At 39.8% G+C, this 23742-nt stretch carries 20 protein-coding genes and 1 pseudogene; 14 read left to right on the top strand and 7 right to left on the bottom strand.

Annotation, left to right across the window (positions count from 1 at the left end; translation table 11 throughout):
• The first annotated feature begins 20 nt into the window (after positions 1-20).
• A protein-coding gene (locus ACIQXH_RS17475; protein ID WP_403124997.1) for an IS3 family transposase occupies positions 21-1348 on the top strand; the annotation gives its coding sequence in 2 pieces (ribosomal slippage) (positions 21-1179 and positions 1179-1348; 1329 coding nt in all).
• Between the two features lie 57 nt (positions 1349-1405).
• Here the strand turns inward: ACIQXH_RS17475 and ACIQXH_RS17470 are convergent.
• A complete protein-coding gene (locus tag ACIQXH_RS17470; RefSeq protein WP_403124991.1) occupies positions 1406-2161 on the bottom strand; it encodes a hypothetical protein in 756 nt (251 codons plus the stop codon).
• A gap of 327 nt (positions 2162-2488) precedes the next feature.
• Here ACIQXH_RS17470 and ACIQXH_RS17465 point away from each other — a divergent pair, with 327 nt between their 5' ends.
• Together ACIQXH_RS17465 and ACIQXH_RS17460 are read left to right on the top strand one after the other, a co-directional pair.
• Positions 2489-2809: a PadR family transcriptional regulator gene (locus ACIQXH_RS17465; protein ID WP_403124987.1), complete on the top strand. Its 321-nt coding sequence runs from the start codon at positions 2489-2491 to the stop codon at positions 2807-2809.
• A complete protein-coding gene (locus ACIQXH_RS17460; RefSeq protein WP_403124985.1) occupies positions 2806-3345 on the top strand; it encodes a DUF2812 domain-containing protein in 540 nt (179 codons plus the stop codon). The genes ACIQXH_RS17465 and ACIQXH_RS17460 overlap by 4 nt, the downstream gene beginning before the upstream one ends.
• A 91-nt stretch (positions 3346-3436) precedes the next feature.
• Here the strand turns inward: ACIQXH_RS17460 and ACIQXH_RS17455 are convergent, their stop codons facing one another.
• Positions 3437-4579, bottom strand: coding sequence for a YhgE/Pip domain-containing protein (locus ACIQXH_RS17455; RefSeq protein WP_403124982.1), 1143 nt, complete (start codon positions 4577-4579; stop codon positions 3437-3439).
• 129 nt (positions 4580-4708) lie between these two features.
• Between ACIQXH_RS17455 and ACIQXH_RS17450 the strand changes: the two genes are divergently transcribed.
• Entirely contained in the window at positions 4709-5296 is a 588-nt protein-coding gene (locus ACIQXH_RS17450) for a TetR/AcrR family transcriptional regulator (protein ID WP_402871680.1), read from the top strand.
• Between the two features lie 354 nt (positions 5297-5650).
• On the opposite strand, the gene ACIQXH_RS17445 is transcribed toward ACIQXH_RS17450, so the two are convergent.
• Positions 5651-6544, bottom strand: coding sequence for a hydroxymethylglutaryl-CoA lyase (locus ACIQXH_RS17445; RefSeq protein WP_403124979.1), 894 nt, complete (start codon positions 6542-6544; stop codon positions 5651-5653).
• A gap of 132 nt (positions 6545-6676) precedes the next feature.
• On the bottom strand, positions 6677-7348 hold the full coding sequence (locus tag ACIQXH_RS17440; protein ID WP_403124974.1) for a GntR family transcriptional regulator: 672 nt from the start codon (positions 7346-7348) through the stop codon (positions 6677-6679).
• Positions 7349-7600: 252 nt separating this feature from the next.
• On the opposite strand from ACIQXH_RS17440, the gene ACIQXH_RS17435 reads away from it, so the two are divergent.
• From ACIQXH_RS17435 to ACIQXH_RS17415, 5 genes and pseudogenes are all read left to right on the top strand, one after another.
• The gene (locus ACIQXH_RS17435) at positions 7601-8809 is read left to right on the top strand and encodes a CaiB/BaiF CoA transferase family protein (protein WP_403124971.1); all 1209 of its coding nucleotides are present in this window, start codon (positions 7601-7603) and stop codon (positions 8807-8809) included.
• 329 nt (positions 8810-9138) lie between these two features.
• Complete coding sequence (locus tag ACIQXH_RS17430) at positions 9139-9753, top strand: isochorismatase family protein (protein ID WP_403124968.1); 615 nt, start codon at positions 9139-9141, stop codon at positions 9751-9753.
• 13 nt (positions 9754-9766) lie between these two features.
• Positions 9767-11842, top strand: coding sequence for a hydantoinase/oxoprolinase family protein (locus ACIQXH_RS17425; protein ID WP_403124965.1), 2076 nt, complete (start codon positions 9767-9769; stop codon positions 11840-11842).
• Positions 11820-13610 carry a hydantoinase B/oxoprolinase family protein gene (locus ACIQXH_RS17420; RefSeq protein WP_403124961.1) on the top strand — a complete coding sequence of 597 codons (1791 nt, stop codon included), beginning with the start codon at positions 11820-11822 and terminating at the stop codon, positions 13608-13610. The genes ACIQXH_RS17425 and ACIQXH_RS17420 overlap by 23 nt, the downstream gene beginning before the upstream one ends.
• 87 nt (positions 13611-13697) lie before the next feature.
• Positions 13698-13946, top strand: a pseudogene (locus ACIQXH_RS17415) (ABC transporter ATP-binding protein); the annotation flags it as partial.
• 63 nt (positions 13947-14009) lie between these two features.
• On the opposite strand, the gene ACIQXH_RS17410 reads toward ACIQXH_RS17415, so the two are convergent.
• A complete protein-coding gene (locus ACIQXH_RS17410) occupies positions 14010-14909 on the bottom strand; it encodes a 3-hydroxyacyl-CoA dehydrogenase (RefSeq protein ID WP_402989392.1) in 900 nt (299 codons plus the stop codon).
• Between the two features lie 315 nt (positions 14910-15224).
• Between ACIQXH_RS17410 and ACIQXH_RS17405 the strand changes: the two genes are divergently transcribed.
• Together ACIQXH_RS17405 and ACIQXH_RS17400 are read left to right on the top strand one after the other, a co-directional pair.
• A complete protein-coding gene (locus ACIQXH_RS17405; protein ID WP_402989013.1) occupies positions 15225-16010 on the top strand; it encodes an SDR family oxidoreductase in 786 nt (261 codons plus the stop codon).
• 252 nt (positions 16011-16262) lie between these two features.
• Positions 16263-17495, top strand: coding sequence for a cytochrome P450 (locus ACIQXH_RS17400; RefSeq protein WP_403124956.1), 1233 nt, complete (start codon positions 16263-16265; stop codon positions 17493-17495).
• A 563-nt stretch (positions 17496-18058) separates the two neighbouring features.
• Here ACIQXH_RS17400 and ACIQXH_RS17395 read toward each other — a convergent pair.
• Positions 18059-18289 carry a hypothetical protein gene (locus ACIQXH_RS17395; protein WP_403124953.1) on the bottom strand — a complete coding sequence of 77 codons (231 nt, stop codon included), beginning with the start codon at positions 18287-18289 and terminating at the stop codon, positions 18059-18061.
• A gap of 222 nt (positions 18290-18511) precedes the next feature.
• Here ACIQXH_RS17395 and ACIQXH_RS17390 point away from each other — a divergent pair, with 222 nt between their 5' ends.
• From ACIQXH_RS17390 to ACIQXH_RS17380, 3 genes are all read left to right on the top strand, one after another.
• A complete protein-coding gene (locus tag ACIQXH_RS17390; RefSeq protein ID WP_402871658.1) occupies positions 18512-19237 on the top strand; it encodes a 3-ketoacyl-ACP reductase in 726 nt (241 codons plus the stop codon).
• A 449-nt stretch (positions 19238-19686) separates the two neighbouring features.
• Complete coding sequence (locus tag ACIQXH_RS17385; RefSeq protein ID WP_402871656.1) at positions 19687-21348, top strand: catalase; 1662 nt, start codon at positions 19687-19689, stop codon at positions 21346-21348.
• Positions 21349-21567: 219 nt separating this feature from the next.
• The gene (locus tag ACIQXH_RS17380) at positions 21568-22077 is read left to right on the top strand and encodes a YfiT family bacillithiol transferase (protein WP_402871653.1); all 510 of its coding nucleotides are present in this window, start codon (positions 21568-21570) and stop codon (positions 22075-22077) included.
• A 76-nt stretch (positions 22078-22153) separates the two neighbouring features.
• Here ACIQXH_RS17380 and ACIQXH_RS17375 read toward each other — a convergent pair whose 3' ends face one another.
• The gene (locus tag ACIQXH_RS17375; RefSeq protein ID WP_403124950.1) at positions 22154-23575 is read right to left on the bottom strand and encodes a glycoside hydrolase family 18 protein; all 1422 of its coding nucleotides are present in this window, start codon (positions 23573-23575) and stop codon (positions 22154-22156) included.
• Between the last annotated feature and the right edge of the window lie 167 nt (positions 23576-23742).

The following is a 23742-nucleotide window of genomic DNA, read 5'->3' as shown; positions in this document are numbered from 1 at the left end:
CGTGGAGTAGGGGATTTACTATGAGCAAAGTGACGTTTACAGATCAAGACATAAAAATACTTCAAAACAACCCTCATGTACAGCGTGTCAGTCAGGTAGCGATTACCTATACGGATGAGTTTAAACAAACATTTATTGATGAATATTTAGCTGGTAAACTTCCTAGACAAATATTTGAGGAACATGGATTTGATGTCCATATCATTGGAATGAAACGGGTCGAACAATCAACCTATAGATGGAAGAAGGCCTATGATAAAGATGGATTAATTGGACTGTCAGATTCCCGAAAAACCGCTTCAGGTAGGTCACTCAAACGAGAACTTACACAAGAGGAAGTCATTCAAAGGCAAGAAGCCAGAATTAAGCTGTTAGAAGGACAAGTAGAACTTTTAAAAAAGCTAGAAACGACAGAAAGGAGGCTGTTCAGCAGAAGCGAAAAACTCCAAACCAATCAGATATTTAAGTTGATACAAGAAACGATTGAGGAAAATGATTTTAAGAACCTGACGAAATACTTTTGTGACCTAACAGGGGTATCCCGTTCGGGATACTATAGCTTCTTGAAAGCTTCCAAACGTCGATTAGAAAAGGAAGTAGTGGATGGAGAGGCTAAGGCCACAATCTTACAGGCGTTTAACCGACATGGTTATAAGAAAGGTTCTCGTTCCATCAAAATGGTATTGGAGAATGAGTTCGGTATTGTTTATAGCCGGAAAAAAATTCAGCGGATTATGAGAAAGTATCAGATCGTTTGTCCATATAGAAAATCTAATCCGTATAAAAAAATCGCAAAAGCGACCAAGGAGCACCAAGTCGTGCCCAATCAATTAAATCGGGAATTCAAACAAGGAATCCCCGGGAAGGTATTATTAACGGATATTACTTATTTGCCATACGGAAATAAAGCGATGGCTTATTTGTCTACCATAAAAGATGGTTCCACTAATGAACTTTTAGCCTATCATATTTCTGATCGAATCACGTTAGACATCGCCACAAAAACCATAGATAATTTAATGAGCAACAAGAAGATAGAACTACATAAAGATGCCTTTATTCATTCCAATCAAGGGTGCCATTATACAAGCCCTACCTATCAAAAGTTACTAAATAAATACGGGTTAGGACAATCGATGTCTAGACGCGGGAACTGTTGGGACAATGCGCCACAAGAATCTTTTTTGGCCATTTGAAAGATGAAGTAGACTACGAGTCTTGTCAATCGTTAGAGGAATTGAAGGCTAAAATCAAACAGTATATGGTTTACTATAACTATTCTCGATACCAATGGAATTTAAAGAAGATGACCCCCATTCAATATAGGAATCATCTTCTAGCTGCTTAACCCTTTTTTTTAATGTGTCCTTGACATGGGGGCCAGTTCATGAAGTGCCTCTTTTTGTTATTCGATTTCTTCAGCTAATAATCCTGGAATAGAAATTTCCCATCCAGCTTGAGATGTATAGCTATAATCACCATAGATTTCTCCATAGACAGTAATAACATCTTCTTCGACGAAATCTGTTGTACCATCATACTCAATGAAAACAATATCATCGTAACTATAGCCATAAGAACTTTGCGTGACAGCTAAACGGATATTTGTGTAGTCATTATCTTCCGTAATCTGAACGATTTGACCTTTATACTTTACATACTCACCTTTGTGTTTGTTAGGATTCTTCTTGAGCTGTGCGTATGGAATAGTAGGTGCATTTGCTTTCTTCTCAGCCTTAGCTTTCTTTTTGGCTTCAGCTTTTGCTTTAGCCTCAGCTTCAGCCTTCTCTTTAGCTTTCTTCTCAGCTTCAGCTTTAGCTTTTGCTTCTTCCTCAGCCTTAGCCTTCTCTTCAGCTTTTTGTTTGGCTTTCTCTTCAGCAGCAGCTTTCTCTTTTAATTCTCTTTCTGCTTTCTCTTCAGGTGTTTCTTTCTTCTCAACCTTTTCTTCTTTAGCTGGCTCACTTGTAGTCGTAGTCGAACCTGTGTCACTTGATCCTAACATGATGAATCCAACAATCATTAAGACAAAAGCGCCAGCCATAGAAATGAAACGTATTTTAGCCTTTCCATTTTTCTTGACTAAAGAAATAATTCCTAGAATGAAGAAAACAATTAATCCAATAAAACTGGCTAATACAAGTAAAGTTCCTAATATATCCATGTGTATTCTCCTCTCGTTATTCCTAAAATTCAGTATAATGGAATTCAATCAATCGTTGTAAGTTTTTTTAATAAATTCCTAAATATTACTTATTTATTTTCATAATCAAATGAATTTTTAATTCATTAATCTCTTAATCCTTGTTCTAATCACCTTTGTTCTACCTCTTAGATCGAACCTTTTTCCTTTTGTCCCTGACCTGAACCTTAAACGAATGCTCTTTATTTAGAAATAAAAACTAAATATGTATATTGTTGACGGTTGTATCAGCCGCTGATACAATGAGTATATCAACAGTTGATATAACGTTAGACGATAGGTGGGGGAATGATGGAAGAGAAGGCTCCTTTGACAGAGGGTGTTTATTACATCCTTTTATCTTTATATGAACCAAGGCATGGCTATGGCATCATGCAATTTGTTTCCGAACTTAGCAATGGTCGTGTTGAGCTTGGTCCTGGCACGATTTATGGTGCGATTAAGACATTGGTTAAGCGAAAATGGATTGTTGCTTTAGATGAGGATGGACGAAAAAAGGAATATGTTATTACGGATGCTGGGAAGCTGATGGTGGAAAATGAAATGAAACGACTCCATGAGTTGTATCATAACGGTTTGCTCATTACGAAAGGGGAGAACCAGCTGTGAAGAAAGTAAGGTATCGCTTTTACTTGGATTATGAAAAAGAAGAAAAGTGGATCAATGAGATGGCTGCGCACGGTTGGCACCTAAAGAAGTTTTCTTTGGGTCGGTTCACCTTTACAAAGGGAGAGCCTGGTGCATTCCTTTACCGCAATGAATTTATCATGGGAAAGTCAAAAAGTGAGATGAAGGATTATTTTGACTTACTTAAAGACAGTGGGATCACCATTATTCATGAATTTGGTGGCTGGGTGTACATGAAAAAGGTAGCATCTGAAGGTCCGTTTGAACTATATACAGATACCCAGTCAAGGATCGATTATTATACCCGCATGTTGAATGTTTTTCTTTTACTCTTTTTTATTAATGTCTGGTCGGGTATTGTGAACGTAGGTGTTTTAGGGGATCAATCACTGCCGGAATTCTTTAACTCAGCTGTTGGTATTCTTAACATTGCCGTAGCATTGCTTATCGCCATTCCCATTATAAAAATCATTCAGCGGAAAAGGGAATTGAAGAAAAGCCAGCAGTTTTTTGAATGAGCTCAAGGAGAAAATAAAAAGGTCTGAGTCCGATGAAATATCGAACTCAGACCTAACCATTAATCAAGGGATTACTTCACATGTTCTTGCTTTAGTCGTTTTGTTTAGGTGCTGGTTTGAAAATAGACAGCAGGTAAATCACTAAACCGACAATACCGATTCCTGCAATGGTGATGAATGATCCACCTGTGTAGAAGCCACTACCGAAGTAGAAGATTTCACGTAATCCTTCAGACGCAAAGCGGATTGGAACCCAAGGGCGAATGAAGTTCACGAAGAAATCGGGTAGCATTTCTAGTGGCGTCATTAATACACCCATACCTAGAAGCATGACAACCATGAATAACGTGATGGCTGGTTTACCGATCCATGCCGTAATGGCTGATACTAATAGGAAGAAACAGAATGCTGCAAACGATACGAAGAATGCAACTAGTAAGTAACTTGGCATGTTAATACCGGCGATGGACGCTAATGTCGAAACTGTAAAGCCAGAGAATAGGGCGATGATCACGCCGAATAATACTTGACCACCCATTAAGCGTAATGTTTGTTTGCGTGTTAAGTTTTCTTTCTTAGTGATATTTGATATGGCTAAGAATAGGATGAAACCGCCGATTAAGGCACCTACCCAAGCAGGTACGGCCATTAATGTTGGTGCACTACCATTTGCCGTTGAGGCTGTGATTTCATTAAACACTTTTTCTTCGGAAACGATTGGGTTCACTAATACAGCTGCTTGGGCTGCATCAATTTGCTGACCATTCATTTGGTTGATGAAATTCGTAGAATATTGATCATTTAGTTGCGTAACTAAGCCATTTAAAGCAGTTTTTGCAAAGTTAGCACCCGTCATGTTATACCCTTGGTTAATATAGATTTTCAAATGTGCGGATTTGTTATTCTTCACGGCATTTTGTAAGCTATCGTTATAGCCTTCAGGAATGACCAATGCTGCATAGTACTGTTTATCATCGAAAAGATCTTCAATATCTTCTTCTTTTTCCTTTGTAAAAGCTAACATTGGCTCTTCGCCATCCGTGCCTTTACTCATTTGTTTAACGGCTGATTGGACAGCGTCTACATGTGTTCCTTCATCATTGACAATAAGGGCAACCGGTAAATTTCTTACTTTCGGGTTTCCTTGGGCGAATAAGTTTACTGAAAATAGTGCGATAATTAATATAACCGCGATGGGAGCAGCCCATGCTAATTTATTTTTAAATAGTCTCAATGCATATCATCCTTTCTCAATTTTCAACATGTTGTTCAGTGGTATGTATATATCTTATAGTTTTTAGGACCATATAAGCAATGAACAAAAGTGAACAGATTGTTCAATTTTAGGACGGAGGTGATGATGATGAGCACGTATGCAGAGAAAAACCGAAAAACCAAACAGCTCATTCAAACGTCGTTTATACATATCTTAGAAGAAAAGTCCTTTGATTCAATTACGGTAGGGGACATTACGAAAACGGCACAAATTAACCGTGGAACATTTTATTTGCACTATCAAGATAAGTTCGATTTGTTAGATCGAATCGAACAGCAGTTGTTTGAGGACTTAGGCAATCATATTGATGAATTGCAATCTTGCTATTCACCTACTCATACTTTTGAAAAAGGACAGGAGCAATTAGCGGCTGCCTTATTTAGCTCCATTAAAATGCATGCGCCCTTACTAAAGATATTTTTAAGCAATCATGGGAGAACAGGTTTCCACCTTCGATTTCGAGATGCCTTTTCCGAAAAAGTGCGTGTTAATTTAGAGAAAAATGAAAGCTTCCATGCATCCAATGTAAAAGTGCCCATGGACTACTTTCTATCCTTCATTACGTCTGCTTTTTTAGGATTGATCGAGCAATGGGTACAAAATGATTTAGATAAAACTCCTCAAGAAATGACCGAATTATATATTGATATCATTTCCTATATTCAAAAGAAATAACCAGGTGCGAAGACTCGAAACAAATTGCATACTGATGGTGTTTCACAAGGATATTGAAGAAAATTTGGGGATCTGAGTTAACTTTACTGAAAAAATAAGACGGCTTAAGCTCATATCAAAGAGCTCAAGCCGTTTTATTAGTTATAAAAGCGATTTGCAGAGGGATTAATAAAGGATGTTGGGATAATGATTTTTGGTTCCATTAGCAAATCTTACCACCGGCAATTCTTTAGACTGTAATAAAAGGATTTTTTTGAATCCAGAAGAAATAAGCAAATCTTGCCTGTGGGGTCCTAAAATATAATCAGTACATCGGTTTCTAACTTATAAAATTCAAAGCATTGAAGTTAAATGTTATAAAGTACAAGGTACTCCAGCCTTCATCACCATTCCATCAAGATTGTGTTCGATTTCTTTTTCTAACCAAAGGGCTAGGGAAATTAGCTTTTCTAGCTCGATATTAGTGTTGATTTCCATTTCATGAAACATATTTACCATATCTTCTGTACAAACATTACCTACGGCTTTTGGCGCAAAAGGACAACCCCCTAATCCACCAATAGAGGAGTCAAAATGACGAACTCCCGCTTGGTAGCCCGCTAGAGTATTTGCAAGTCCAAGCCCTCTTGTATTATGAAAATGAAGAGCAAGTCGAGTAGAGACTCCGAAGCTCTTATAAAAGTATCCAATTAGTTCATCAACTTGTTTTGGATTTGCCATTCCGGTTGTATCTGCTAACGTAATTTCTTTACAGCCTGCTTCTAGAAATTTTTCTGCTATACTAATTACTCTTTCTTTTGGAACAACTCCATCATAGGGACAGCCAAACGCAGTTCCTATCACTCCAATCATTTCGATACCGGCTTCTACCCCGGTACGAATCACCCTAGAAAGTTCACTTATGGATTCTTCAACTGTTCTTTTAGAATTTTTTTGATTAAATGTATTACTTGATGCTATTGCTACATTTAAAAAGTCTACATTTGACTTCAGTGATCGGTCTAATCCTGATTGACTAAGAACCAATCCTCCATATAATACTTCTTTAACTCTTGTAATTTGTTCCATAACTTCTTCTGCATCTGCCATTTGCTTTATAATTTTAGGATTTACGAATGAAACACATTCAATTTTCTTTACACCGGTTGTGGCAAGTTGGTTAATAAGTTCTACCTTCTTAGTAGTTGATAATATTTTTTTTTCATTTTGTAAACCGTCGCGTGGACCAACTTCACTGATAAAAATCATTTATACGCCTCCTTTAGTTTTTACTTTTCTAAAAATATTTAATAAAATTGTATACAATTTTTCGTTTTTTGTAAATATTTTCATTGGATTTTGAGATAAAGTAGAAAAATGTATACAAAAAGCAAGGTGTAATCATACACCTTGCTTTTTGGAAATCTGAATATTATTTAATTTACTGTAATGAACAACACGATCTCGGCCGTGGTATAAGTGGCTGGCCATTATTACTCTGGCTTGCTCTGCATCACCATTCTTTATCGCTATAATCAGGCTATTATGATGCTGAATCGAAGTTTTTAAATCGTCTTCGTCAAACCAGTAAAATCCTCGATATAAAACAGGAATGGCTACTAATGTACTTAAAATATTTTTTACATAACTGCTTTTGGACATTGATACAATGATTTCGTGAAATTGACTATTCGATTGTAAAATAGCATCAGTTTCTTTTTTTTTGACTTTAATACCATGTTCAATGGCGGTTCTGTACTTCGTATTCGCTTCTTCCAATCTGGTTATTTGCTGGCTTTCTCTATTTAATGCCGCTAAAGAGGCGGTATATCCTTCTACAACTGCACGTAAATTATAGGCGTCTATAATGTCTTCGAGTGTGTAATTTCTGACTGTTACACCACGATTGGGAGTGTGAATTAACAGTCCTTCTACCGTTAATCTACGTATTGCCTCTCTGAGCGGTGTACGACTTACATGAAGTGTACTTGCTAGTTTTTCTTCTCCGAGTTTCTCTCCAGGTGCTAAAACCCCATTAAGGATATCTTCTCGAATCTTAGCATAAACATCCATAACTGTAATTCTCCTTTGAGGGTAAAGATTTTAAATTAATTAAAAACTAGATTACTTTTAAAAATACTCTATTAGATTATATCAAAAGATTAAATTTTGTATACAATCTAAAAAAAGAAGATGATAAACTTATCAGAATTTTTAGAAATATTATTGACGATTGCTCTAGTAGTCTGTAATATATCAATTAAATATTAAAAACACTTACAAAATTTAACTTTAATTGTATACAAAATGAGCGGGGTGCTATTTATGAGTGAAGTGAACGAAAGCTTACCTTTACAGGGAATACGTGTATTGGAACTAGGTACACTTTTAGCCGGTCCATTCACTGGACGTCTTTTGGGGGACTTTGGAGCTGAGGTAATTAAGGTTGAGCCGCCTGATAAAGCGGATCCAATGAGACAGTGGGGAAAACAAAAGGATGGACATGGTCTATGGTGGCCGATTCAATCTCGAAATAAAAAGTCAGTCACCTTGAACTTACGTGTGGAACAGGGACAGGAGATATTTAAGGATCTTGTTAAAGATGCAGATGTTGTTATTGAGAATTTCCGTCCAGGTACGATGGAAAAATGGGGATTATCCTATGAGGAATTATCTGAGATAAATCCTGGAATCATTATGGTTAGGACTTCGGGGTTTGGACAAACAGGACCATATAAGGGCCGTGCTGGTTTCGGGAGTGTTGGTGAAGCAATGGGTGGTCTGCGTTATGTAACTGGCTTCCCAGATCGGGCTCCAGCACGAATTGGGATATCAATAGGAGATACATTAGCTGCTTTATTCGCTACGATAGGATGTTTAACGGCTTTAAATGAAAGACACTCATCCGGTAGGGGCCAAGTGGTTGATACCGCCCTATATGAGTCTGTCTTTTCGGTAATGGAAAGTATCATTCCGGATTATCTACTAGCTGATTATGTACGTGAAAGAATGGGTAATATCTTACCTGGTGTTGCACCTTCTAACATATACAAAACGGAGGATGAGACCTACATTGTCATTGGAGCAAATGCAGATGGGGTATTTAAGCGTCTCTGCCTAGCTATGCAACAACCTGAGCTATTTGAAAATTCTAAGTATTCGACTCATCATGCTAGAAGTGAAAATATGGCTGAGCTCGATAAAATTATTGAATCGTGGACGAGGACTTTATCAGCGAAAGATTGTTTAGAAATACTTGAAGTAAACGGGGTTCCAAGTGGCCTCATTTATTCCGCTAAAGAAATTATTGAAGATCCACAATATAAAGAGAGGGAAATGATCATTCATGTTAAACATGAGGAGTTAGGTGAATTTCCAATGCCAGGGGTTGTTCCAAAATTAAGCCGGACACCTGGTAAGGTCAAGCATGTAGGTGCAATCTCTATGGGGCAGCATAATCAAGAAGTCTATAGCGATCTATTGGGCTATGATCAAGCAAAAGTAGAAGACTTGAAAAAAAATAATATTATCTAATGGCAGCTATTTGATGGCTTCGTGCAAGGGGTCGAAAAGTAAAACGTTCAGACAGAAATTTAGGAACTTTGGACCAAAGTATTCCAAATATATCTAAGGACTTTGAGTTGAATACTCTGCCCAATATGCTATTTGAAGAAAAGGTACAGCTCTTTTTGAAGGAAGTTTATGATAATTTTTAAATTAGATGCTTACCGCAGAGATATGTTGTTCAAGGGTCTTGATGAGATTGGTATGACTATTGAATATTCTAATAAAATAGAAGCATTTGAAGATAAACATTCCATTTTTTATCAAATTCATTTTAATTTTATTAGAGGAGTGATTGGATGTCTCAATCTTTCGAAGGGTTCGGCGATTCTTCTGGTTTCGGTTCAAGGCCAGCCATTATTGTTGTCGACTTTATCAAAGGATTTACAGATACTGCTTCTGCATTGGGATCTGATTTAACGAGCCAGTTGGAAGCAACGAAAAAGCTACTATACCATGCTAGAAGTAAGGCAATTCCCATTGTATTCACAACGGTCAACTACGAACCTCATTTTCGTGATGGTGGATATTTTATAAAAAAAGTGCCTGCATTAAAACTACTAACGGCAGATAGCAAGTGGGTAAATGTTGATGAAAAGCTAGAACGAGATGAAAAATCAGAGCCTCTTATTGTAAAAAAATTCGCTAGTTCCTTTTTTGGAACTCATCTTCATTCATTCTTAACGAGTGAAAGAGTAGATACCGCCATTATCGTAGGCTGTACGACATCAGGTTGTGTGCGTGCAACTGCAGTCGATGCATTACAGTATGGCTTCAGGGTAGTGGTACCAGAGGCATGTGTTGGTGACAGGTCGATTGAAGCGCATAAAGCCAATTTGTACGATATTCAAACTAAATATGGTGATGTGACATCCTTAGAAGTTGTAATAGATTATATAAGTCAATTAAATTAAGGGGGGAACAAAAATGTATCGTGTAGCTGTTGATGTTGGAGGAACTTTTACGGATATTGTTCTACAAAATGAGGATACTGGTAGTATTTATGTATCAAAAGTACCTTCTACCACCTCTGATCAATCGATTGGACTCATGCATGGAATTAAAAAGGTTTGTAAGGAAGTCGGAATCGAACTTGCACAAATCAAAACTATTATCCACGGAACTACTGTAGCAACGAATGCTGTGCTAGAAGGAAAAGGTGCAAAAGTAGGGTTACTAACTACAGCTGGATTTGAGCAAGTTCTTCATGTTGCACGTTCTTGGACGCCAGCGCCAATTAGCGCCTGGATTGGATTTCTAAAACCAGAACCACTAGCGGACCTAGTTAATACTCGCGGGGTGAGAGAACGAGTTTCAGCTTCCGGTGATGTTCTGCATGAGTTAGATGAAGATGATATTAAGGAACAAATAATAGATTTATATAATCAGGGCATAGAGAGTTTAACGATAAGTTTAATAAACTCTTATTCCAATCCTGTGCACGAAAATCGTATTAAGGAGATTGCTCAGAGCATTAACCCAGACATTCCGGTTACAATATCTTATGATATTTTACCGGAATTTCGTGAATATGAAAGAACCCTTACGACGGTTATGAATTCCTACGTTCGCCCTCCTATGCAAAGATATCTAACTAATATTGAGGATAAGGTTAAAGCTGAAAAGATGGATAGTCGTGTTAGTATTGTTCGCTCAGACGGTGGATTAATGAGTATACCGGGAGCTGCCACTCGGCCAGTACATACTATGTTATCTGGACCCTCAGGCGGAGTAACTGCTTCTGCAATGATTGGTAATCAGATTGGGCATAAAAATGTTATTTCATTTGATATGGGTGGGACCTCAACGGATGTTTCATTAACATATAACGGAATTCCAAAGGTTGCCCGCGAAACGAAGGTTGGCGTATTTCCAGTAAAAGCTCCATCGCTTGAGGTTGAGACAGTGGGTGCAGGAGGTGGATCAATCTCACACGTGCCACCAACTGGGGCACTTCGTGTCGGACCGCAAAGTGCGGGGTCAGAACCTGGTCCTGCATGTTATGGCCGAGGAGGCATAGAACCTACTGTTACTGATGCCAATGTTGTCCTAGGCTACTTACCGCCAAGTTTAGTCGGGGGAGAAATGAGTTTGGATATAGAGGCATCTAAACAAGCAGTAAACAAGGTGGCCCAGAATTTAGGAATTGATCTATACCGTGCAGCTAAAGGTATATATGACATTGTTAATGAGAATATGTATGGAGCGATTAGAGTCGTTTCCGTGGAAAAAGGTCATGATCCTCGTCAATTTGCATTAGTAGCATTAGGGGGAGCTGGACCTCTTCATGGTAATGCGTTAGGGAATTTATCTGGGACGTTCCCAGTCATTGTTCCTCCAACTCCAGGCGTATTATCAGCATTAGGATTCTTACAATCTGACATAAGAAATGAATATTCTAAGACATTCATTAGGATATTAAGCGAAGTAGATACAGAAACAATTGTAGATGAATTGGAAAGTCTAGGCAGTGATGCGAGACAATGGCTTCATGATGAAGGAGTTACTGCGGAAAACCAAATAGTTAATCATGAAGTCGATGTAAAGTACTACCGTCAAGGTCATGAGATTGCTTTGCGTGTAGACCTTCAAGAGTTATTAGAATCTGGTTTAAATCTGATTAAAAATAAGTTTGACGAAATTCATGAGACTATTTATGGATTTAAAATGGATATTGATATTGAGGTTGTAAATTTGCGAGCGGTAGCAATCGGGAAAATATCCTCACTATCTATTCCTGCTAGTGAGTCAAGTGATTCAAATGCCAGTCATGCGGTAATTGAGCCAAACCATGAGGCATACTTCGATGGGGAATTTGTAAAGACTCCATTGTATGATAGAGAATTACTTAAACCGAATAATGTGTTGTATGGACCTGCAATCGTCACACAAAAGGATAGTACCACCTTAGTTTTACCTGGATTTGTAGCAACAGTGGATAAGTATATGAATCTATTAATCTCTAAGGAGGTCGAAAGTGATGAATGTCAAAACAAGAGTTGATTCTATAACCGTTGATATTATTGAAAATGCTTTGAAGAATATTAAGGAAGAAATGGATGTTATTCTTTTTCGCTCTGCCATGTCACCTGTTATTCGAGAGCAGCATGATTGTTTTCCAATGATTACAGATCCTGAAGGGAAAATGGTTGTTGGTAATTTTGGATCACATGTCCCAGAAGTTATTGCCCATTTCCCTGAAGGTGTTCACGAAGGAGATGTCATCTTCTTGAGTGATCCATATAGCTGCGGAGGGTCTGTTTCACACGTAAACGATTGGATGGTAATTATCCCTATTTTCCACAAACAGAAAATTGTAGGGTATGCGTCCATGTTTGGCCATGTAATGGATGTGGGTGGACCAATTCCATCTAGTATGCCTGTAGCAGCAACCTCTATTTTTGGTGAAGGCGTTCGTTTTCCTCCGGTAAAATTATATGAACAGGGAAAATTAAACGATGCAATAATAAAGATTCTTAAAACAAACAGTCGTACTCCAATAGAAAATTATAGTGACTTAATGGGAATTGTCGCTTCGTGTCGTACAGCTGAAAAAAGAGTGAAAGAAGTTTGTGATCGTTTTGGTTCTGACGTGTATCTTTATGCTTTGGACCATTTGTTAGACCGGACAAAGATTATGATGGAGCACTTAATCACCAATTTTTTACCTGAAAAACCTGTTTCTTTTGAAGATTATATTGATAGTGATGGATTAGGAAATGGTCCATTTAAGATGAAGTTAACCATCTGGCGAGAGGGTGAACAAGCCTACTTTGACTGGACTGGAACCGATTCTCAGGCACCCGGACCTATTAATTATTATTTAAGCGAAAATATGTTTAAAATGTTCATTGGGGCATTCTTAATATCTGTGTTTGATCCTGCAATCATGTTTAATGATGGCTTTTATGACAATCTTCATATCAAAACACCTGAAGGGAGCCTATTACGTCCAGAATATCCTGCAGCATTAGGGTGTCGTACACATGCTCTAAGTCGTCTCTTCGATGTTTTAAGTGGTGCACTCTCTCTGAATTCTCCTGAAAGCAACCCGGCTGCAGGATATGGAACAAGTCCTTACTTTATCTATTCTGGTCGTGATGAAAAAAATAGAGATTTCCATCTGATGGAGGTTATGTACGGAGGTTTGCCAGGAAGACCAATTGGAGATGGCCTGGACGGACATTCATGGTGGCCGGCATTCGTTAATATTCCTACAGAATATTTGGAAACTTACTATCCACTACGAGTGGAATATTATCGAACAGGTAAGGATTCGGGAGGTGCTGGATTACATCGTGGAGGAAATTGTAACGAAAAGCTATATACTTTCTTATCGTCAGGAACAGTGTCGATACATGATGATCGTGCCAATATACAGCCATGGGGAATAAATGGCGGTGAGCCAGGTTCATCCTCGTACAAAATACTAATTAAAAATGACGGGCAGGAAAAAATAGTATTAGAGTCAAAAGTAGACAATATTGAGGTCGTGAAAGGAGACCAACTTTTATTTGTTACAGGTGGGAGTGGAGGTTGGGGGGATCCATTATCCAGGGATTCTGAAAAAGTTAGATTGGATGTTATCCGTCAATTAGCAAGTATAGAGAAGGCAAAAGAATCCTATGGTGTGGTATTGGATCCTCAAACCTATGAAATTCACCAAGTACAGACAGAGGCATTACGTCAAGAAATTCGCAACTCACGTGGAGAACTAAAAAGCTTTGATTATGGAAATCGTGATGAAGTTGTAGCAAATAGTCAAATATAGAATTAGATATTTCTAATTAGAATAATGTTTAGTCCTCTATTGGAGGGCTGATTTTTTTTGTGGCTCTTTACCAATTACGGTGAACGAGATTGCTATTTCCTAGAAAAAACAGTGAGCAGTCAACTTGTCATTTCAAACAAACGCATCCAAAAGCAATGGCAGGAAGCACCACAAAAAAGAGACGGTCAGGAAGAGGAAGAGTTGCGTTTAAAGCTAGAAAATGAAAGACAAGAAGTGTTGGGGAAGTTAAGTTTCATGATGCCAAAAGATCAAGCATATACGGAGCTGGACCTGAAATTTAAAGAGTTAACGAAACAAATAAAGGAGCTTCGTTAACGAATAGCTACATTTAATCAAAAAAGCAGAAGGTGCTTGGGGACACCTTCTGCTTTTCAACCTTTAACCTTTTAAGAAATCAGCTTTAGCGAAAGCAGGGTTCGGGTACTTGTAGAAGCCTTCTCCTGCTGCTCTCCCTGTTTTCCCTTTGTCGATGTATTCCGTTTTCAAGAGGTTAGCCAATTTCACGAAATGTGGATCGCCTGCTTGAGCCTTGGCATTGGCAATGTTATAGGCGGTGGTGATTCCCACTACGTCCAAGATGGCGAAAGGTCCGAGTGGAGCTCCTGTTGCAATCATCCATGTCTTGTCGATGGTTGCAGGGTCGGCGACTTCATTCAATAGGAGTCCTTGGCCTGCTTCCAAGAACGGAACCAATAAAGAGTTCAGGATATAGCCGGGTTGCTCTTTATGTAATGGCAGGGCAACCATTCCGATCGCTTTTGCGAAATCAATCACTTCATCAAAAAACTGGTCATTTGTCCCAGGGTGCTTCATGACTTCAGCGGTATTGTTTTTCCAGATTTCATTCGCAAAGTGTAAGGCGAGGAATTTCTCGGGACGGCCTGTCGCTTCTGCAAATTGACTTGGCAATAATGTCGAAGAGTTCGTTGCAAAAACGGTTTTTTCAGGCGCAACTTTTCCTAATTCCGTATAAAAATCAGTTTTAATCTGAACGACTTCTGGAATCGCTTCAATCACAAGATCCGCATCCGCTACAGCTTTTGCAAGATCGGAATGGAAAGTAAGACGGTCATAAGCCGCATTCAACTCTTCGTCCGTTGCCCCTAAATCTTCTTTATAATACGGCTTCAAGTTCGTGATTCTTTCTTTGGCACGTTCTAAAGCTTCGTCGTTAATGTCATATATCGTTACATTGAATTTTCCTACGTAAGCGGTTTGGAAGGCTATCTGACTTCCTAAAACGCCGCTTCCGGCAACTGTGATGTTTTTGTAATTCATCATCGTAAAAACCCCTTTTTCGTTAGTTATCCTCGTTTGTTTAAGCTTTCATGAATGAAATGCAGGGATAGACTTGATGTTTTTAAGTATTCCCGTAAACGACCTTAATAAACGCAAAGACAAATTTGGATGCATGTCTAAAGTTCTATTTAATTTTAACAAAAAAGGGGAATAAAGTCCTTTTGAAAACCTTGTTATCCCTTTTTTAGACCCTGACTTATTTGTCTTTTGCCCTTGGGAAAAGCGTTATTTTGTTTAGGTCTATAGCAACGGGGAAGAAGAAATAATAGAGAATATCGATAGGAGGAATAGTAGATGACTAAAACGATTTTCATCACGGGAGCAGGCAGTGGGCTTGGAAGAGGAACAGCATTAGGATTAGCGAAGAGAGGGCACCACGTGATTGCGACGACCGAAATCACGTCCCAGAAAACGGATCTAATGCGAGAAGCACAGGAGCAAGGCCTGAATATGGACGTGCTCAAATTGGATATCACGAATGAACGGGACAGGGCTCTGATTGATGTGTATGATTTTGACGTGTTTGTGGCCAATGCTGCTATCAACGAAGGCGGTGCACTAGGGGAAGTGCCGATGGATCGGTTCCGGGCGATTTTCGAAGTGAATGTATTTGCGACACTTGAATCCGTCCAACATGCAGCAAGGAAGCTGGTCAAAAAAGGAAGCGGGAAAATCGTGTTCTTGAGTTCGATGGCCGGAATTATCACGACACCATTCGGAGGTCCATATGCGACAACCAAACATGCCATCGAGGGTATGGCGTTAACCTTGAAGGATGAGCTTGAGCCATTTGGGGTGCAGGTGGCGACCATAAATCCGGGTGCCTATAATACGGGCTTCAACGACAGGGCTGCAGAGGAGAAATGGAAGTGGTTCGATGAGGAACGCAACTTTACACGGAAGGAAGATATGGAGAAACAGGATGCGGGATTAAAGAACCAACTTGATCCGGAAGACATGATCGAGAAGATGATTGAAATCATCCCGGCCGACCACCATAAATTCCGTACAGCCTATCCGGAAAAAACGGAAAAACAGATGAAGCAAACCGAGCAGGATCGTTGGGACATGGAGATTTGATGAAACGACTAAAAAGCACTCATTTTGAGCCATTCAAAATGAGTGCTTTTTTTATGTGGTCTTTAGGCACGCATGTACCGCCACATAGAAGAGACCTACTACCTACAAAAAAACCAAAGGTATTCAAATGTGGGTTTCATGCCCTATTACTTATTGCTTTTTTCAAAATACTCTGTTTAGAGTAAGCTGAACATACGTGCAAATGTAGAAGGCAGAGAATCTTTAGATGTTTTGAAGGAGGAATATGACTTAATGAACAAAGAAGTGATTCCTATTAAAGAAATTACGAATTTTCAATCACGTGCTGATGAGTTTTTCCCGATTGAATGGTACAAAGAAATGCTTCACGATCATCCTGTCTATTTCCATGAGGGAACGAATACGTGGAATGTGTTTAAATATGAACATGTTAAACAGGTGTTAAGTAACTATAAGGTTTTTTCAAGTGAAGGACCTAGAAGTGCTATTTTCGTTGGAGCGGGTAAGAAGGCAGAAAAACCTTCTTCCATAACGAATCTTACATTGGTGGATCCACCTGCACATCGGAAGAGCCGCTCCTTGTTAGCAGCCGCTTTCACCCCGCGCAGTTTGAAAGAATGGGAACCTCGTATTCACCAAATTATTAGCGACCTTGTAGATGACATTCCAGCTGACTCAACGGTCGATATTATAAAAGCATTCTCTGGCCCTTTACCTGCTATGGTTATCGCGGATTTATTCGGGGTGCCGATTCAAGATCAACACCAGTTCAAAGAATGGGTGGATATCCTGTTCCAACCTTATGACGAAGCAAGGTTGGAAGATATCATGCGTAAAAAGGAACAGGCGGCAAAGGAATATTTCCAATACCTATATCCGATTGTCGTTCAGAAACGTTCGAATCTGTCAGATGATATTATCTGTGACTTAATCCGGGCAGAAGTGGATGGGGAAAGGTTTACGGATGAAGAGATCGTGCAGGCGACGATGCTCCTATTAGGCGCGGGTGTAGAAACGACTAGCCATGCGATCGCGAATTCTTTCTATTCATTACTTTATGATGATCCGTCAATCTATGGAGAACTCCGGAATGAGCCTGAATTGATTCCGAATGCAGTCGAGGAAATGCTACGGTATCGGTTCCACAGCTCCAGACGAGATCGCACGGTTAAAGAAGATAATGATTTATTAGGGGTTCCGTTAAAAAAAGGGGATACCGTCATCGCTTGGATGAGCGGCTGCAATCTGGATGGAGATATGTTTGAAGATCCTTTCAAAATAGACATCCGCCGTCCAAATAATAAGAAGCATTTGACCTTCGGAAGCGGGCCACATTTCTGCTTAGGTGCACCGCTTGCACGATTGGAAATGAAATTGGCTTTGGAGCTTTTCATCAAGAAATTCTCTCGTATCGAACCTGTCGAAGGGTTTGATTTAGAACAAAACTTAACCGAATCCGCTACTGGACAGTCCTTAACATATTTACCGGTCAAGGTCTATAAGTAAGAGGGGAAATTGCAATACTTTAGGAACATCAGAAAACTCTGATGTCAGAGTTTAGACAAAAGGGGGTCGGAAATATTAAGTTCCGATCCCCTTTTGAAATTCCTTTCGAATCTTCGCCTAAACTTGCCGTGTCCAATTTTCCATCATCTTTACATTCAGGGCAGGCTCCATTTTAAGAACTAATAATTCTATTGTGAAACAATCATGACTTAGGAAATAGGGTATTATCTATGAGTTAAAACAAAGTTGATAGGAACGGAAGGTACGAGACTCCTGCGGGAAAAGCGTGTCTACGGGAGACCCCGCAGGCGAAAGCCGAGGAGGCTCGCGGACCGCCCGCGGAAAGCGAGTGCCTGGAGTGGAAATCAACGTCCACATTGTACAAGCCATACAAACACGATTTTTATAGAGTTTGTCTACAGTCTGGCATCAGAATACTTCTGATGTTCTTTTTGCCATTATTTTCAGCTGGAGAATCAACAATCAGAAAACTTTCTTAATGCTGTGGTGTGCTCGAAATAGTCATGAATGAAACTGGGGGAAAATCGTAATCGCTAGGTTTATTATTTTGGATCGATTTTTTCTTCTTTGTTCTTTTTTGAAAAAGTTATATCTCCCCATAACCATAAAAAACCTGTAATGAATAATGGTAATCCGATAGATTGGAGAAGTACATGTTCCCAATCAATCGCCTTTTTATCAATGTATACGGCATTCAATGAATATAATATTGTTGAAAGAATCATTAATGTAATAGTGATTTTCATCCATTTTTTAAATGTTAGTTGTACCATTGGAAAGTGACCAAATCCTTATATTACCATTTTAACCTATCCTTTAAATGATTTGCATAGCAAGAGAAATATAAGAATATAAAACAAAATTTACGAAAACCTAATCAAGAAAATACTTATAAATGGTTTCTGCAAAAGGCCAAGCAGGCTTTTAGGAATATCCAATCCAAAATAGTATAATAGAACGTATATGAAAGTTGATTTAGAAAGGGGCTAACTATTATGGCACAATCATTAAAAAATAAAGTAGCAATTGTTACCGGTGGGGCAAGAGGAATCGGGAAAGCAACGGCTATCGCACTAGCTAAAGAAGGAGTAAACGTCGGTTTACTTGCAAGAACAGAGGCAACTCTAAAAGAGGCGGCTACCGAAATTGAAGGGTTAGGCGTTAAAGTGGCCTATGCAGCAGCTGATGTTTCATCAAAGGAACAAGTGGAAGCAGCGATTGAATCTTTAACAAAAGAGTTAGGGAATGCAGATATTCTAATTAATAGCGCGGGTATCGGAACATTCGGTACGGTTATGGAAATGGATCCAGAAGAATGGAAACAAATCATTGATACAAACTTAATGGGAACCTATTATGTCACACATGCTGTACTGCCTCAATTAATCGAGAAAAATGGTGGGGACATCATCAATGTTTCTTCCACAAATGGATTGAGTGGAGCAGCTACATCAAGTGCATACAGTGCATCCAAGTTTGCCGTGATTGGTTTTACAGAATCCCTGGCACAAGAAGTTCGCCGCAACAATATTCGCGTGTCTGCTTTGACACCAAGTACGGTGGCAACAGATCTTGCGCTTGACCTAAGCTTAATTAAGGAAAATAACGATACAAAATTCATCCAACCTGAAGATATTGCAGAATTCATCGTGGACCAATTAAAGATCAATCCACGTATGTATGTCAAAACAGCAAGCTTCATCGCAACGAACCCATTTTAATGCCGTTTATTTTCAATAAATAAAGAACTAAAAGAGTTAGTTATCCAAAAGGATAATTGACTCTTTTTTTGTTATGAAGGCATCTAAGTTAATGAGAATAATTTCTGGTTTTCTGGAGAAATTTATCAATTATAGGTTTTCTTTTTTCAAAACGAAGGTATAGAAGAAGTATTGTCTAATTAGTTAGTAAACGACTTTTAAGAAATTAAGGGACGGCCTCTAATAGATAGATGAGCGGTTATCTAGTAATCCTCACTACTGAGAATATACGATATTTATTGAGAAAGAAAATGTAATTCATTTTACGTGCATTCTTTACGTGCATACCCTATAATGGTTTTGTATTGATTATAATAATTATCATTTAATATTTAATATAAATGATAATTCCCCTTATAAACTGGAATACTAGTGAAGTAAGGGCCACTATTTTTAAGGAGGTTTTCATTTTGGCAGAGAACAAAGATATGAATGCTCCAAAAGGACAGGATCAAGAAAAAGATGTGAAACGCGATACGTTGACCACGCGTCAAGGTCACCCTGTGACGGATAACCAGAATATCCGAACAGTAGGTAATCGCGGTCCCGCTACACTTGAGAATTATCATTTCATCGAAAAGATTTCCCACTTTGACCGGGAGGAAGTGCCGGAGCGTGTGGTTCACGCACGTGGTGCTGGAGCATTTGGCTATTTTGAAGCATATGGAAAAGTCGGAGATGAACCTCCAGAAAAATATACACGGGCGAAAGTATTTTCGGGTGCTGGGAAGCGAACACCACTCATGGTCCGTTTCTCTACCGTGGCAGGATCGAAGGATTCGCCAGAAACAGCACGGGATCCACGCGGTTTTGCCGTGAAAATGTATACGGAAGATGGTAACTGGGATCTTGTCGGTAACAACCTGAAAATTTTCTTTATCCGTGATGCGATGAAGTTCCCTGATATGATTCATGCATTCAAGGTGGATCCAGCATCGAACGTTGCGAATCCTGAGCAGATGTTCGACTTTGTTTCCCGTTCACCTGAAGCTACGCATATGATTACATTCCTATTTTCTCCATGGGGCATTCCAGCTACATACCGCCATATGCAGGGTTCTGGAGTGAATACTTATAAATGGGTGAATGACAAAGGCGAAGCTGTGCTTGTAAAGTATCATTGGGAGCCTAAGCAAGGCATCCGCAACTTAACCCAAGAAGAAGCAGACGCTATTCAAGCGAAGACCGTCGCCCATGCGACACAGGATTTATATGAATCCATCGAGCGTGGCGAGTATCCGGAATGGGAACTCTATGTACAAATCATGGAGGATGACTACCATCCAGAACTTGATTTCGATCCGCTAGATGATACAAAACTTTGGCCGGAAGATAAATTCCCATGGTTACCAGTCGGTCGTATGGTTCTTGATCGCAATCCGGTGGACTACCATGCGGAAATCGAGCAGGCCGCCTTCGGTACAGGGGTCCTTGTCGACGGAATGGATTTCTCCGATGATAAAATGCTCCAAGGCCGTACGTTCTCCTACTCTGATACGCAACGCTATCGTGTAGGTCCGAACTATCTGAAATTGCCTGTGAATGCTCCGAAAGTGCCTGTCCGCACGAATCAGCATCGTGGTCAAATGGATATTCGTGACCCGAAAGAGAATGGTGAAAATCCATCGATTAACTATGAACCTTCGATGATCGGCGGGTACAAGGAAGCAAGCAAAGAAGAGCGTCCACAGCACCGTCCGAGCTATAATGCGGCGGTAATGAGCGAGCCGATTGACCGTCCTAATAACTATGGTCAAGCGGGCGAAACATATCGCAGCTTTGAGGACTGGGAACGTGATGAATTAATCAACAACCTATCCAATGCACTTGCAATATGTGACAAACGTATTCAAGATGCCATGGTTGAGCACTTTACACAAGCCGATGAAGAATATGGCCGCCGTGTGAAGGAAGGCATCGAAATGAAAATGAAAGAAATCAAGGAAAAACAGGAAGAAGGCAAGATTCCAGGCCGTGAATCAGGTAAGTCGAAATATGGCCAAGGTACATTAGCGGCAAATGAAGCGACTAAAGATGCCGTGAAGAAAAGCCACGAAGCCGACCCTTATTAAGAGGCAATAAAACAAAGCAGCTGTCCCAAAGTCGGTGAAAACTGACGGGCGGGCAGCTTTTTTTTAGTCTTTGGTTAAAGAATTCTTGTTATTTCGGTGTCCCCTTTATTGGTACCAATAAATGTCGGAAATTGGATAAAATATGTTAAAATATAAGGGGATTATAATCTCCTGATCAATATGTAAAAGAAATAACGAATAGGGAAATGGGGAATGAAAATGGATGTGAGATTTCCAATTGGGGAATTACAAGTACCTGAACAAGTAACACTAGAAAACATTCAAGAATGGTTAAAGGATATCGAAACATACACCATTCAATTAAGAGAAACTGTTGACTCATTAAGTGATGAGGAATTAAAGAAAACATATCGTGAGGGTAGCTGGAATGTTCGTCAGCTTGTTCATCACATTGCAGATTCCCAGTTGAACATGTATCAACGTTTGAAGCTGGCTTTGACAGATGAGAACCCAACGGTACCAGGTTTTGACCAGGAAAAATGGGCGATTCAACCGGACACTGAACTTCCAATAGAAAGTTCCGTTAAAATGCTAGAAGGGATAAATGAGCGTATCGTTGCTTTAGGGCATAGTTTAACCGAAGAGCAAGTACGTCGAACTTTCACTCATCAGGAAAATGGTGAAATAACAGTGGCAAAAAAAATCGCAAAATTAGCTTGGCACGAAAATCACCACTTAGCCCATATAAAAATCGCCTTATCGAAATAACAATTGGATGGGATCGGCTTATCGAAAGTCGATAAGCCATTTTTTTAAACGGGTATCCTCGAAAGGTTGTAGCAAATCAGCTAAATGTCTTCAATTTCTTGATTGAAAAATTGTCCTCTAATAAAGCCCAGTTTTGGGGGTAAGGGAAACCTAGTGCCCAGTAGCTGATACCGCGGAGCTTATATTGCTTTGCGAGTTCAAACTTGGCTTGGGCGCTCCGTGCATCTTCAAACCATACTTCATGCGTTTTCCCTTTTTCGTCTGAATAGCGGAAAAAGGGTGATTGGGCGACCGGATCATATTGAATGGGTGCTCCGTGCTTAACGGCCCTTCTTACGGCTTCTTGTGGGCTGAATGTCTCGGCTTCCTGGCCTTTAACATGTGGGAGGAGCCAATCCCGTGCATATATTTGGAACCCTAAAAAGATCTTTTCTGCAGGAATCACCGTCAAGGCATACTCCACGACCTTCCTCATTTGGTCGAGGGGAGAGATGGCTTGAGGAGGACCCATCCGATATCCCCATTCATACGTCATGAGCACGACGAAATCGACAATCCGTCCATGCGCTTCATAATCATGTGCTTCATATAACACACCAGCTTGCTCTTCGCTCGTCTTGGGCGCAAGGGCAGTGGAAACCAAATAGCCTCTAGCATGAAGGCGCTCAACGGCCAGTTGCAGGAATCGGTTGTAATCCTCGCGATTCTCGGGCAATACATTTTCAAAATCGATGTTTAGTGCGGTATAGCCTTTGTCATCCATCACTTCAAGCACATTCCTGATGACCTTTTCCCTTAATGAAGAGTTGGACAAAATGACTTGGGCTAGGTTGGATCCGGCTTCCGTTGAAGTGAAGTTCGTAATCGACATCATGGGGACGATGCTTTTTGAAATCGCGGCGTCGACCATATCTTCATCATTCAGTCCTTCTAATGTGCCATCTTCCTTGATTTTATACGCAAAAGGGCTGAGGTAAGTAAGTAGTTGGCCGATATCTTGGATGGATTGGACGGCTGCATCACTTGATTGATAGGTATAAGCATTCACTTCTATCGCTCGTTTCGACCTTGGGATGATGAGGTTCATTCCTACATAAATCGTGTTTGGGTCTTCGATTTGATTGACACTCAAGATGGCCTGAACGGTCGTGCCATACCAAACGGAAATGTCCCATAACGTTTGTCCCGACTGAACGACGTGTGTAATGGGCGGGATATATAGAACACTGCCTTGGTAAAGTACGTTTGGGTCGGTAAGTTGATTGGCTTGCATGAGTGCTTGAATGGTCAGTCCATATTGCTGGGCAATCGACCATAAGGTTTCTCCGGCTTCAACGATGTGAGAGGTCCCGATGTGAGGAATAACCAATGACTGGTCAAGCGTTAATTGGCTTGGGTCGGATAATGCATTTAATTTAACAATTGAATCGATCGTTACTCCATAGCGGTTTGCAATTTTCCATAACGAATCGCCACTGCTTACTACATAGATAATCAACAGAACTCCCCCTTAAGTCATTTCATTCATGCATTCTATGTAATAGCCGTTTAAATGTGTATTTACCTATGGTGTTTTTCAAACGCGATTGCTTAAAAAGGGTCATCTTGATGTGGAAGCGGTATAATAAATGGGCATATGCAGACATTAAAAACGTGCATAAGGAC

Source organism: Peribacillus sp. NPDC097225 (assembly GCF_044761955.1).
In the GTDB taxonomy this organism is placed as follows: domain Bacteria; phylum Bacillota; class Bacilli; order Bacillales; family DSM-1321; genus Peribacillus.
This window is presented reverse-complemented; position numbering and strand designations above follow the sequence as displayed.